12 protein-coding genes are annotated in these 12472 nt (G+C 57.3%); 3 read left to right on the top strand and 9 right to left on the bottom strand.

All coding sequences use genetic code 11. The features are described 5' to 3' along the window. Positions 1-81 precede the first annotated feature (81 nt). On the bottom strand, positions 82-177 hold the full coding sequence (locus tag FHC51_RS23210) for an IS1 family transposase (RefSeq protein WP_220435194.1): 96 nt from the start codon (positions 175-177) through the stop codon (positions 82-84). Between the two features lie 400 nt (positions 178-577). On the opposite strand from FHC51_RS23210, the gene FHC51_RS07155 reads away from it, so the two are divergent. Beyond that, on the top strand, positions 578-859 hold the full coding sequence (locus FHC51_RS07155) for a YjcB family protein (RefSeq protein ID WP_103825404.1): 282 nt from the start codon (positions 578-580) through the stop codon (positions 857-859). 85 nt (positions 860-944) lie between these two features. Here the strand turns inward: FHC51_RS07155 and ssb1 are convergent, their stop codons facing one another. Continuing rightward, a complete protein-coding gene (gene ssb1 / locus FHC51_RS07150; RefSeq protein WP_114316148.1) occupies positions 945-1469 on the bottom strand; it encodes a single-stranded DNA-binding protein SSB1 in 525 nt (174 codons plus the stop codon). A gap of 251 nt (positions 1470-1720) precedes the next feature. Here ssb1 and uvrA point away from each other — a divergent pair, with 251 nt between their 5' ends. Then, entirely contained in the window at positions 1721-4546 is a 2826-nt protein-coding gene (gene uvrA, locus FHC51_RS07145; RefSeq protein WP_103825402.1) for an excinuclease ABC subunit UvrA, read from the top strand. On the opposite strand, the gene FHC51_RS07140 is transcribed toward uvrA, so the two are convergent. The 5 genes from FHC51_RS07140 to dnaB all read right to left on the bottom strand — a co-directional run bounded on the left by FHC51_RS07140 (position 4547) and on the right by dnaB (position 9786). Beyond that, a complete protein-coding gene (locus FHC51_RS07140; RefSeq protein ID WP_103825401.1) occupies positions 4547-4900 on the bottom strand; it encodes an MmcQ/YjbR family DNA-binding protein in 354 nt (117 codons plus the stop codon). A gap of 2 nt (positions 4901-4902) precedes the next feature. After that, complete coding sequence (locus FHC51_RS07135; RefSeq protein WP_156237519.1) at positions 4903-5319, bottom strand: secondary thiamine-phosphate synthase enzyme YjbQ; 417 nt, start codon at positions 5317-5319, stop codon at positions 4903-4905. Between the two features lie 172 nt (positions 5320-5491). Then, entirely contained in the window at positions 5492-6685 is a 1194-nt protein-coding gene (tyrB, locus tag FHC51_RS07130; protein ID WP_220435193.1) for an aromatic amino acid transaminase, read from the bottom strand. A gap of 577 nt (positions 6686-7262) precedes the next feature. Continuing rightward, on the bottom strand, positions 7263-8342 hold the full coding sequence (gene alr, locus FHC51_RS07125) for an alanine racemase (RefSeq protein ID WP_220435192.1): 1080 nt from the start codon (positions 8340-8342) through the stop codon (positions 7263-7265). 31 nt (positions 8343-8373) lie between these two features. Next, a complete protein-coding gene (dnaB, locus tag FHC51_RS07120) occupies positions 8374-9786 on the bottom strand; it encodes a replicative DNA helicase (RefSeq protein ID WP_103177851.1) in 1413 nt (470 codons plus the stop codon). Between the two features lie 71 nt (positions 9787-9857). Between dnaB and FHC51_RS07115 the strand changes: the two genes are divergently transcribed. Continuing rightward, entirely contained in the window at positions 9858-10841 is a 984-nt protein-coding gene (locus tag FHC51_RS07115) for a quinone oxidoreductase (protein ID WP_103825397.1), read from the top strand. Positions 10842-11029: 188 nt separating this feature from the next. On the opposite strand, the gene pspG is transcribed toward FHC51_RS07115, so the two are convergent. After that, positions 11030-11272 carry an envelope stress response protein PspG gene (gene pspG / locus FHC51_RS07110; protein WP_039031939.1) on the bottom strand — a complete coding sequence of 81 codons (243 nt, stop codon included), beginning with the start codon at positions 11270-11272 and terminating at the stop codon, positions 11030-11032. 141 nt (positions 11273-11413) lie between these two features. Then, entirely contained in the window at positions 11414-12409 is a 996-nt protein-coding gene (gene dusA, locus FHC51_RS07105) for a tRNA dihydrouridine(20/20a) synthase DusA (protein WP_220435191.1), read from the bottom strand. Positions 12410-12472: the final 63 nt, after the last annotated feature.

Below are 12472 nucleotides of genomic sequence, written 5' to 3'. Positions count from 1 at the left end.
TTCATCAGACAATCTGTGTGAGCACTGCAAAGGCAGGTTCTTTAAGGTAAGGAGGTGATCCAACCGCAGGTTCCCCTACGGTTACCTTGTTACGACTTCACCCCAGTCATGAATCACATTACGCACCACGCCTTCAGTAGCGGAGCAGGAAGGACATCTGATGGAAATGGAAGCCACGCAAGCACCTTAAAATCACCATCATACACTAAATCAGTAAGTTGGCAGCATTACCGCATAATCCATAGCCCTGAGGCTGTAAATATTGTACATCGACATGCTGCCTGTACATGTTTTCTTATCTCAATGAATTTTCAATAAAGTTGTCGCAAACGGGCACTTAGCAGACTAAAGAAATATTTCTTCGGGCTATTTATACAACAAAAGCCGGGTTAAAAAACGCCATTTTCATGCATTTGCCCACTGGCGAATAAAAGAACAAGTGTGATATAGTTCACACATCTGATGTAACAAAAAACATCGTTTCATTTTGTCAGTCTGAGCTTGCCGGTAGCCAGTTTGCCACGTCCGGGCAACGTCGCGCTACACCCGGCGGCGGTTATCTTTGAGAATCGGTCTTATGGCAGCTATTACCACCGGTGTTGTCTTTGCACGCTGGGAGTTGTTGAGCGCGGTGCTGATGTTTCTGGCCAGTACGCTGAATATACAGTTCAAGAAATCGGATTACGCGGTGCTGGCGGTGATCAGCACCTGTCTGGGTCTGGCGGCGGCCTGCTGGTTTGCCACCGGCCTGTTGGGCATCACCCTGCTGGATATGGCCGCGGTCTGGAATAACGTTAAAACGATCATGGTTGAGGCAATGAGCCATACGCCGCCGGACTGGCCGATGATGTACACCTGATGCCCGCGGGCATAAAGGCTGAATACAAAAAAACCCAGACATGCGTCTGGGTTTTTTTGTTTTTGCGAATCGCAGGTTCTGGCTATCAGAACGGGATGTCGTCGTCGAAATCCATTGGCGGTTCGTTGGACTGCGCTGGCGCAGACGGCTGCTGCGGACGGGACTGCGCGCCGCCGCTGAACTGGTTGCCGCCCTGCGGCTGCTGAGGCTGACCCCAACCGCCCTGCTGCTGGCCACCACCTGCCGGCGCACCGCCGCCCTGACGACCGCCCAACATCTGCATGGTGCCGCCAACGTTCACCACCACTTCAGTGGTGTATTTTTCCTGACCGGATTGATCGGTCCATTTGCGGGTACGCAGCTGGCCTTCAATATAGACCTGAGAACCTTTACGCAGATACTCACCGGCCACCTCAGCCAGTTTGCCAAACAGCACGACGCGGTGCCATTCGGTCTGCTCTTTCATCTCACCGGTCGCTTTATCACGCCAGGATTCGGAGGTAGCCAGCGTAATGTTGGCCACTGCACCACCACTCGGCATATAGCGTACTTCCGGGTCCTGGCCCAGATTACCGACGAGAATCACCTTGTTTACGCCTCTGCTGGCCATGATCGTGTCTCCTGAAAACAATTTCTAAATAGTGTAAACGCGCGAGTGTACCATTTCCATGCCGCATGTTCATAGCTGCGAGGCAGATTCCACCCAACTCTTTTCGTGGTCTATTTTTGCACAACGAATCTGAATTTGCATCTCAATACTGTATATCCAGACAGGTCAATTTGTGTCATAATTAATCGTTTATGCCGGTTGTCCTTCAAACAAACCAGGCATTCCGTGTATCTACCTACCGGGAAAGGTGAATGGATAAGATCGAAGTTCGGGGCGCCCGCACCCACAATCTCAAGAATATCAACCTCGTCATCCCTCGCGACAAGCTGATTGTCGTCACCGGGCTTTCAGGCTCAGGCAAATCCTCTCTGGCTTTCGACACCCTCTATGCCGAAGGACAGCGTCGTTACGTTGAGTCGCTCTCTGCTTATGCGCGTCAGTTCCTGTCGCTGATGGAAAAACCGGACGTCGACCATATCGAAGGGTTGTCGCCTGCCATCTCCATTGAGCAGAAGTCGACCTCCCACAACCCGCGCTCCACCGTCGGGACCATCACCGAAATCCATGACTACCTGCGTCTGCTCTATGCCCGCGTAGGCGAGCCGCGCTGCCCGGACCACGATGTCCCGCTGGCGGCCCAGACCGTCAGCCAGATGGTGGACAACGTGCTGGCGCAGCCGGAAGGCAGACGCCTGATGCTGCTGGCACCAATCATTAAAGAGCGTAAGGGCGAGCACACCAAAACGCTGGAAAACCTGGCAAGCCAGGGCTATATCCGCGCCCGTATCGACGGGGAAGTGTGCGATCTCTCCGATCCACCGAAGCTGGAGCTGCAAAAGAAACACACCATAGAGGTGGTGATCGACCGCTTTAAGGTGCGTGACGACATGACCCAGCGCCTGGCGGAGTCGTTCGAGACCGCGCTGGATCTCTCCGGCGGTACGGCGGTGGTTGCCGATATGGACGACCCGAAAGCGGAGGAGCTGCTCTTCTCCGCCAACTTCGCCTGCCCGGTGTGCGGCTACAGCATGCGCGAGCTGGAACCGCGCCTGTTCTCGTTCAACAACCCGGCGGGCGCCTGCCCGACCTGTGATGGCCTGGGCGTACAGCAGTACTTCGATCCCGACCGGGTGATCCAGAACCCGGAACTGTCGCTGGCGGGCGGTGCTATCCGCGGCTGGGATAAGCGTAACTTCTACTATTTCCAGATGCTGAAGTCGCTGGCAGAGCACTATAAATTTGACGTTGAAGCGCCGTGGGGCAGCCTGAGCCCAACCGTGCACAAAGTGATCCTGTTCGGTTCCGGCAAAGAGAACATCGAGTTCAAATACATGAACGATCGCGGCGATACCTCGGTGCGTCGCCATCCGTTTGAAGGCGTGCTGCACAATATGGAGCGCCGCTACAAAGAGACCGAATCCAGCGCCGTGCGTGAGGAGCTGGCGAAGTTCATCAGCAACCGCTCCTGCGCCACCTGTGACGGTACCCGTCTGCGTCGTGAAGCGCGCCACGTGTATGTGGAAAACACGCCGCTGCCGGCCATCTCAGACATGAGCATCGGTCATGCGATGGACTTCTTCACCAACCTGAAGCTCTCCGGCCAGCGGGCGAAAATCGCCGAGAAAGTGCTGAAAGAGATTGGCGATCGTTTGAAATTCCTGGTGAACGTTGGCCTGAACTACCTGACGCTTTCCCGCTCCGCAGAGACGCTCTCCGGCGGCGAGGCCCAGCGTATCCGTCTGGCGAGCCAGATTGGTGCGGGCTTAGTGGGCGTCATGTACGTGCTGGATGAGCCGTCTATCGGCCTGCATCAGCGTGACAACGAACGTCTGCTTGGGACTCTGATCCACCTGCGTAACCTCGGTAACACGGTGATTGTGGTTGAGCACGATGAAGATGCCATCCGCGCCGCCGACCACGTGATCGACATCGGGCCGGGTGCGGGTGTTCACGGCGGCCAGGTGGTGGCAGAAGGGCCACTGGACGCCATCATGGCGGTGCCGGAGTCCCTGACCGGCCAGTACATGAGCGGTCAACGCAAGATTGAGGTGCCAAAACAGCGCGTGCCTGCCAACCCGGAAAAAGTACTGAAACTCACCGGCGCCCGCGGCAACAACCTGAAAGACGTGACGCTCACCCTGCCGGTCGGCCTGTTCACCTGCATTACCGGGGTGTCGGGTTCCGGTAAATCGACGCTGATTAACGACACGCTGTTCCCGATTGCCCAGACCCAGTTGAACGGGGCGACGCTGGCTGAACCGGCGCCGTATCGCGAGATCCACGGTCTGGAGCACTTCGACAAAGTGATCGATATCGACCAGAGCCCGATTGGTCGTACCCCGCGCTCTAACCCGGCGACCTATACCGGTGTATTCACGCCGGTACGTGAACTCTTTGCCGGCGTGCCGGAATCGCGCTCACGCGGCTACACGCCGGGCCGCTTCAGCTTTAACGTGCGCGGCGGGCGCTGCGAAGCCTGTCAGGGCGATGGTGTGATCAAGGTTGAGATGCACTTCCTGCCGGATATCTACGTGCCGTGCGATCAGTGCAAGGGCAAGCGCTATAACCGCGAAACGCTGGAGATCAAATACAAAGGCAAGACCATCCACGAAGTGCTGGATATGACCATCGAAGAGGCGCGCGAGTTCTTTGATGCCGTTCCGGCGCTGGCGCGTAAGCTCCAGACCCTGATGGATGTCGGTCTGACCTACATTCGTCTGGGCCAGTCGGCAACTACCCTCTCGGGCGGGGAGGCGCAGCGCGTGAAGCTGGCGCGTGAGCTCTCCAAACGCGGCACCGGGCAGACGCTGTACATTCTGGATGAGCCGACCACCGGTCTGCACTTTGCCGATATCCAGCAGCTTCTCGACGTGCTGCACCAGCTCAGAGATCAGGGCAACACCATCGTGGTGATTGAGCACAACCTGGACGTGATTAAAACCGCGGACTGGATTGTCGATCTCGGTCCGGAAGGCGGCAGCGGCGGCGGTGAAATACTGGTTTCCGGCACCCCGGAAACCGTCGCGGAGTGCGAAGCCTCGCACACCGCCCGCTTCCTTAAACCACTTCTGAAGTAGTTACACTGACAGCTGCTGCCGGGTCATCTCCGGCAGCAGTTCCACCGCCTGCTTGTAAGAGGCATCCACCAGATAATAAATCTGCGAATCCGGAATCGACCCGTCCAGATAGACCGTGCTCCAGTGCGCTTTATTCAGGTGCTTGCTGGGACGCACGTCGTTGTGCTGCTGGCGCAACAGTTCCGCCAGTTCAGGGCTGGTTTTTAACGAGGCCGCCGGACGCCCCTCCACATCTTTCACCATCGCAAACAGCACGTCAGCGACTTTGATTTGGGTTGCCTTCCAGTCGCTGTGCACACTTTGCTCCGCACCCGGCTTATTCATGCAGTACTGAAGTATCTCCGAAATTGTCATCTTTATTCCCCTTGTAGCGTGGCGATGATTTTGCGCGAACCGCCGTGGATACGATGTTCTCCCAGCCAGATCCCCTGCCAGGTGCCCAGCTGTACGCGGCCGTGATTGACCGGCAGCAGTAAAGAGACGCCTAGCGTGGAGGATTTAATATGGGAAGGCATGTCGTCTGGCCCCTCGTCATCATGTTCCCAGCGGGCACTGTCGGGAATGGATTTGAGAAAATGCTGCTCCATATCGGAACGGACGGTGGGATCGCAGTTCTCATTAAGAGTGAGAGAGGCTGACGTGTGTTGCAGCAACAGATGAAGTAAACCCACGTTGATGCGGGGAAGATCGCGAATCTGACCGATGACCTCGTCTGTCACCAGGTGAAAACCGCGAGACCTGGCGCGCAGGGTCAGGGTTTGCTGATACCACATGTGCTGCTCCGTTTTACAGGTTGATCCCTCTAAGTGTGCAGCAATACGACGAAAGGTAAAACCCGCAGCGGGTAAATCTGCTTAAAAAGTGTTCCTGTCTGTGCCAGGAGCCAGTGAGGGATTATCTCTTTACGGCCCCCTTCGCCAAAAGAAGAAGGCCGTGAGTAAGTGCTTACATTACAGCAACGAAGGCCTTCGCCACGCGCTGAACGTTGCCGCTATTCAGGCCTGCAACGCACATGCGTCCGCTGGCAATCAGATAGACGCCGAACTCGTCGCGCAGGCGGTCTACCTGCTGTGCGCTGAAGCCGGTATAGCTGAACATGCCGCGCTGCTGTAGCAGGTAGTCGAAGTTGTGCCCCGGAACGGCATCCTTCAGCACATCCACCAGCGTCTGGCGCATGGCGAGAATGCGGGTGCGCATCGCTTCCACTTCTGCCAGCCACTCGGCTTTGAGTTCGTCATCACCCAGCACGGTTGCCACCACCTGCGCACCGAAGTTTGGCGGGCTGGAGTAGATACGGCGTACGGTCGCCTTCAGCTGGCCCAGCACGCGCCCGGCGGCGTCCTGATCTTCGCAGACCACCGACAGGCCGCCGACACGCTCGCCATACAGCGAGAAGATTTTGGAGAAGGAGTTGCTGACCAGCGCCGGCAGACCTGCGCTGGCGATAGCGCGGATGGCGTAAGCATCCTCTTCCATCCCGGCGCCAAAGCCCTGGTAGGCGATGTCGAGGAACGGGATCAGGTTGCGGGCCTTCAGCACCTCGATAACTGCATCCCACTGCGCATTCGTCAGATCGGCACCGGTCGGGTTATGGCAGCACGGATGCAGCAGCACGATGCTGCGTTCCGGCAGGGTACTCAGTTTTTCCAGCAAGGCGCCAACGCGTACGCCGTTAGTCTGGTCATCGAACCACGGATAGGTATTCACCGTGAAGCCCGCGCCTTCAAAGATGGCGACGTGGTTTTCCCAGGTCGGGTCGCTCACCCAGACACCCGATTCCGGGAAATATTTGTGCAGGAAGTCGGCACCGACCTTCAGCGCGCCGGAGCCGCCCAGCGTCTGGATGGTAGCGACACGCTTCTCCGTCAGCACCGGATGGTCTGCGCCAAACAGCAGCGGGGCGATGGTGTGACGGTAGCTGTTAAGCCCTTCCATCGGCAGATAAAGCGACGCACCGTGCGGCGTGGCGTTCAAACGCGCTTCGGCTTTGGCAACGGCCTGCAGCTGCGGGATGATGCCCGCTTCGTTGTAGTAAAGACCGATACTGAGGTTAACTTTATCGCCACGCGGATCGTCTTTGAAACGCTCCATTAAGGAGAGGATGGGGTCGCCAGCATAGGCGTCGACTTTCTGGAACACGCGATGGTTCTCCGGATAATAATGAGGCAGGGAATTCAACAATAAACCGGAAGTGGCAGAAGATCGAGAGGATGTTAATGAAGATGGGGTGTGGGCGACAGAACCTGCGGCGCGGCCTGTTTCTCCTCACCCTGGTCCTGCAGGGCCCTGGAATCACCAGTAATTTTATTGCCCTTAAAGCCATGCCGGAATCCTAAGGAGATAAATAACTTACAGCGGCTCCCTGGTCCGGCTGAAAATCGCCGAAGCGTTTCCGGAAGGCCGGGGCGAGGCGCAGGGACGCGCCGAGAGGGCATAGCCTGCAGGGATGCAGGCTGGTGCCCGACCCGAAAGCCTGAAGGAATAAGCTGAGGGCACCGCGAAGCGGCGATTTTCTTTGCCGGGAGCCGGGATTGCTAAGGGGGCGGCGGCGAGCCCCCTTAGCACGTTCACGGGTGACGTGGTTTACAGAGAAGCAGCGAACGTAAGGTGAACGGAACAACCACTTCAGTCGTATGTTCCCCCTTACCCCAGCCCTTTCTGAGAGGGAAACGGCCGTGCGGATATCTCATCCCTCCAGGGGGAGGGAAAGTTATTATTAATCAAGATACCGCATCGCCAGGCGCGACGTCAGCCGCGTGATAAGTTCGTAAGCACTTACTTTTGTGATTTCCGCGATTCGCTCCACGGGCAAACCTTCGCCCCACAGCGTCACCGGATCACCCGCTTTCTCCTGCGCCTCTGGCCCGAGGTCGACGCAGATCATATCCATCGCCACGCGGCCAACAATGGTCACTTCCCGGCCATTCACCAGCACTGGCGTCCCGGATGGCGCCGCGCGCGGATAGCCGTCGCCGTAGCCCATCGCCACCACGCCTAAACGGGTGTCGCGCTCGCTGACCCAGGTCCCGCCATAGCCGACCGGCTCCCCGGCTTTGTGCTCGCGCACCGCAATTAGGCTGGAGGTGAGTGACATTACCGGCTGAAAACCGAGGTCCGGTCCCCAGGGCTTACCCTCCAGCGGCGAGACGCCGTACAGGATGATCCCTGGACGCGCCCAGTCAAAATGGGACTGCGGCCAGAGCAAAATACCGCCGGAGGCCGCAATCGAACGCATCCCCGGCTTGCCTTCGCAGAAGGTGTTAAAGATATCGAGCTGCTGCTCGGTGGCACCACAGTCAGGCTCATCGGCACGGGCAAAATGGCTGACGATATTGACTGGCTGACGTACATTCCTGCACTGGCTTAAGCGCTGGTAAAACGCCTCCGCCTGCTCCGGGCGCACGCCCAGACGGTGCATGCCAGTGTCGAGCTTCATCCACACGGTGACGGGCTCGCTGAGCACCGTATTTTCCAGTGCTTCGAGCTGCTCCAGATTGTGTACGGCGGTATGCAGCCGTTGCGTGGCGATAGTCGGGAGATCGGCGGCGTTAAAGAAGCCTTCGAGCAGCAGAATCGGCTGGGTGATCCCCCCTTCGCGCAGGCGCAGGGCTTCTTCGAGACGGGCGACGCCAAAGGCGTCGGCATCAGGGAGCGTTCGCGCGGTCTCAATGAGACCGTGTCCGTAAGCGTTCGCTTTCACGACTGCAACGAGCTTGCTGGCGGGCGCCAGTTCACGCAGGCGTTGCAGGTTGTGTCGCAGAGCGCGGCGGTTAATGACTACTGTTGCCGCTTGCATTGCAAATCCTTGTTAAAAGAAGGTCGGAGAGTTATTCGTCATCGTATTGCGGGCCAGCATAGTTGTCGAAACGCGACCACTGGCCGTTAAAGGTAAGCCGCACCGTACCGATGGGGCCGTTACGCTGCTTACCGATAATAATTTCCGCGATCCCTTTCAGGTCGCTGTTCTCGTGATAAACCTCGTCACGATAGATGAACATGATTAAGTCGGCATCCTGCTCGATAGAGCCGGATTCACGCAGGTCGGAGTTGACCGGACGTTTGTCGGCACGTTGTTCCAGGGAGCGGTTAAGCTGCGACAGGGCCACAACCGGTACCTGTAATTCTTTCGCCAGTGCTTTCAGCGAGCGGGAGATTTCGGCGATCTCAAGCGTTCGGTTATCAGAGAGCGACGGGACGCGCATCAGCTGGAGGTAGTCGATCATGATCAGACCAATGCCGCCGTGCTCGCGGGCGATACGGCGCGCGCGGGAGCGCACTTCCGTTGGCGTCAGACCGGAAGAGTCATCAATATAGATATTACGTTTTTCCAGCAGGATGCCCATGGTGCCGGAGATCCGCGCCCAGTCCTCATCGTCCAGCTGCCCGGTACGAATACGGGTCTGGTCCACGCGGGACAGCGATGCCAGAGAACGCATCATGATCTGCTCGGAGGGCATCTCCAGACTGAAGATTAAAACTGGTTTATCCTGCAACATCGCCGCGTTTTCGACGAGGTTCATCGCAAATGTCGTCTTACCCATCGACGGACGGGCGGCGACGATAATCAGATCCGACGGCTGCAAACCGGCGGTCTTTTTATTCAGATCGTCATAGCCCGTGTTAACGCCCGTAACCCCATCGTGCGGCTGCTGGAACAGCTGCTCAATACGCGAGACGGTGGCGTCCAGCACGTCGGCGATGTTCTTCGGCCCTTCGTCTTTATTGGCCCGGCTTTCGGCGATTTTAAATACCCGGGATTCGGCCAGGTCGAGCAGTTCATCGCTGTTACGCCCCTGCGGATCGAAACCGGCTTCGGCGATTTCGTTGGCAACGGAAATCATGTCGCGCACCACCGCACGTTCACGCACGATGTCAGCATAGGCGCTGATGTTCGCCGCACTTGGGGTGTTTTTCGACAGTTCAGCCAGATAAGCGAAGCCGCCTACCGACTCCAGCTGCCCCTGACGCTCCAGCGATTCCGCGAGCGTGATCAGGTCGATAGGGCTGCCGGACTCCTGCAACCGCGCCATTTCGGTAAAGATATGGCGGTGCGGTCGGGTGTAGAAATCGTCAGTGACCACGCGTTCGGCGACGTCGTCCCAGCGTTCGTTATCCAGCATTAAACCGCCCAACACCGACTGTTCCGCTTCGATCGAGTGAGGCGGAACCTTTAATCCGGCTAACTGGGGATCGCGTTCCCGGGGTTCAGTCTGTTTGTTGAAGGGTTTGTTTCCTGCCATAGTGAATGGAGTTACCGAGATAGAGAGTGGGTCGAAAGATTACCATATTTTCTAATTCTAATGGAGGGAGCATGGCAACGCGTATTGAATTTCATAAACACGGCGGCCCGGACGTTCTCAGGGCGGTAGAGTTCACTCCCACCGCGCCTGGGGAGAACGAAGTCCAGGTCGAAAACAAAGCCATTGGTATTAACTACATCGACACCTACATCCGCAGCGGGCTCTATCCGCCCCCTGCTCTGCCGAGCGGTCTGGGTACCGAGGCGGCGGGCGTGGTGGTGAAAGTCGGTAGTGCGGTAAAACATATTAAAGAGGGCGATCGCGTGGTGTATGCGCAATCGGCTCTCGGGGCCTACAGCTCGGTCCACAACGTCCCGGCAGATAAAGCAGCGATTCTGCCCGGCGCCATCTCCTATGAGCAGGCAGCCGCCTCCTTCCTGAAGGGGCTGACGGTCTTCTACCTGTTGCGCAAAACCTATGAAATCAAACCTGACGAACAGTTTCTGTTCCACGCTGCCGCCGGCGGTGTGGGCCTGATCGCCTGCCAGTGGGCAAAAGCGCTGGGGGCTAAACTCATCGGCACGGTGGGTAATGCGCAAAAGGCGCAGCGCGCGCTGCAGGCGGGTGCCTGGCAGGTGATTAACTACCGTGAAGAGAGCATTGTTGAGCGGGTGAAAGAGATCACCGGCGGCAAAAAGGTGCGTGTAGTGTATGACTCGGTGGGGAAAGATACCTGGGAAGCCTCGCTGGACTGCCTGCAACGTCGCGGTTTGATGGTTAGCTTCGGTAATGCTTCCGGCCCGGTGACCGGCGTTAACCTCGGCATTCTTAACCAGAAAGGGTCGCTGTTTGCCACCCGTCCTTCGCTGCAGGGCTATATCACCAACCATGACGAACTGGTCGAGGCCAGCAACGAGCTGTTCTCGTTGATTGCCAGCGGCGTGATTAAGGTGGATGTAGCCGAGGCGCAGAAGTATCCGCTGAGTGATGCGCAACGCGCGCATGAAGTGCTGGAGAGTCGGGCGACGCAGGGGTCGAGTTTGCTTATCCCTTGATAAAAAATTGGGCTTCCCGTGGGAAGCCCTTTTCTTTCTTTGCTTTTTTTTAGTTCGGCTGTATGTAGGGTACAGCGCGATGAATTCTTTAACGGCGGTCATAGTGACAGATTCGATAACTAAATCCTATTCTGTTCTAAGTGATGATGCCGTAAAAGTTGCAAGGATGTGACGAACCGCTCAATACCTTAGTAACGAAAACGGTTATTGCGCTGATAGCGTGGGAGTTTTGGCGATTTAATCGCCCGTATTGCCCACACCACCGCCACGGCTAACAGCAACCACGGCAACAGTTTCAACATCAGGGCAAACAGTCCCCCGATAAACATCACGACTGTCGCAACCACCAGTGCGGCGATGATCCCCAGCAACGAGACGCCGGTTGCCAACAGCATGACAAAAAATCCAATCACAAAAAGTAGTTCCAGCATGGCTCTCTCCCAAATGCATCACAACGATACGCTGATGTGATATTTACAAGATCCGTGCCAAAAATAACCTATTGATATTGAAACAAAACGCCCGGCAATGCGTTGCCGGGCGTGGTGAATTTGACGAAGTTTTGGTGAAAATTATCGTTTGTCTGCCACCAGACGCAGCGCCTGCTCCAGCACCTCGATATCGGCACCCGCTTTATGGGCGTTTTCACTCAGGTAACGACGCCACTGGCGCGCCCCCGGGATACCCTGGAACAGCCCCAGCATATGACGGGTGATATGGCCCAGATAGGTGCCGTTGCTCAGCTCGCGCTCAATGTAAGGGTACATCGCCCGCACCGCCGCCACCGGGTCACGATCGGCAACGTCCACACCAAAGATTTCGCGATCTACGGCCGCCAGCACGCCCGGGTTCTGGTACGCCTCACGGCCCACCATAACGCCGTCCATATGCTGCAGATGCCCTTTCGCCTCTTCAAGGGACTTAATGCCGCCGTTAATGGACATGGTCAGCTGCGGGAAATCGCGCTTCAGTTGATACACGCGCGGGTAATCCAGCGGCGGGATCTCACGGTTCTCTTTCGGGCTCAGGCCAGAGAGCCAGGCTTTGCGGGCATGGATGATAAACATCTCGCACTCCCCCTTGCCGGACACCGTACCGATGAAATCACAGAGAAATTCGTAGCTATCCTGATCGTCGATGCCGATGCGGGTTTTTACCGTCACCGGAATGGAGACTACGTCGCGCATCGCTTTCACGCAGTCGGCCACCAGCCGCGCATTACCCATCAGGCAGGCGCCAAACATGCCGTTCTGCACGCGATCGGAAGGACAGCCGACGTTGAGGTTAATTTCGTCGTAGCCACGCGCCTCAGCCAGCTTGGCGCAGTGCGCCAGCGCCGCCGGATCGCTGCCGCCCAGCTGCAACGCCACCGGATGCTCCTCTTCGCTGTAGGCGAGATAGTCACCCTTGCCGTGAATGATCGCCCCGGTGGTCACCATCTCGGTATAGAGCAGGGTGTGGCGCGACAGCAGACGCAGGAAGTAGCGGCAATGTCTGTCTGTCCAGTCGAGCATCGGCGCGATGGAAAAACGGTGGGCAGGATAGCGGGACGAGTTTTCTGACGACATGGCGAAGTTTTAAGCATCTGGTGAAAATGGGGCGCTACTATAGCACATATTCGCCGGAGGCCG

Origin of the sequence: Leclercia sp. EC_58, assembly GCF_019584355.1 — a bacterium.
Classification (GTDB): domain Bacteria; phylum Pseudomonadota; class Gammaproteobacteria; order Enterobacterales; family Enterobacteriaceae; genus Enterobacter.
This window is presented reverse-complemented; position numbering and strand designations above follow the sequence as displayed.

Coding starts and splice junctions, on each gene's coding strand:
- FHC51_RS07155 (WP_103825404.1), top strand. CDS start 578: ATGGCAGCTATTACCACCGGTGTTGTCTTTGCACGCTGGGAGTTGTTG.
- ssb1 (WP_114316148.1), bottom strand. CDS start 1,469: ATGGCCAGCAGAGGCGTAAACAAGGTGATTCTCGTCGGTAATCTGGGC.
- uvrA (WP_103825402.1), top strand. CDS start 1,721: ATGGATAAGATCGAAGTTCGGGGCGCCCGCACCCACAATCTCAAGAAT.
- FHC51_RS07140 (WP_103825401.1), bottom strand. CDS start 4,900: ATGACAATTTCGGAGATACTTCAGTACTGCATGAATAAGCCGGGTGCG.
- FHC51_RS07135 (WP_156237519.1), bottom strand. CDS start 5,319: ATGTGGTATCAGCAAACCCTGACCCTGCGCGCCAGGTCTCGCGGTTTT.
- alr (WP_220435192.1), bottom strand. CDS start 8,342: ATGCAAGCGGCAACAGTAGTCATTAACCGCCGCGCTCTGCGACACAAC.
- dnaB (WP_103177851.1), bottom strand. CDS start 9,786: ATGGCAGGAAACAAACCCTTCAACAAACAGACTGAACCCCGGGAACGC.
- FHC51_RS07115 (WP_103825397.1), top strand. CDS start 9,858: ATGGCAACGCGTATTGAATTTCATAAACACGGCGGCCCGGACGTTCTC.
- pspG (WP_039031939.1), bottom strand. CDS start 11,272: ATGCTGGAACTACTTTTTGTGATTGGATTTTTTGTCATGCTGTTGGCA.
- dusA (WP_220435191.1), bottom strand. CDS start 12,409: ATGTCGTCAGAAAACTCGTCCCGCTATCCTGCCCACCGTTTTTCCATC.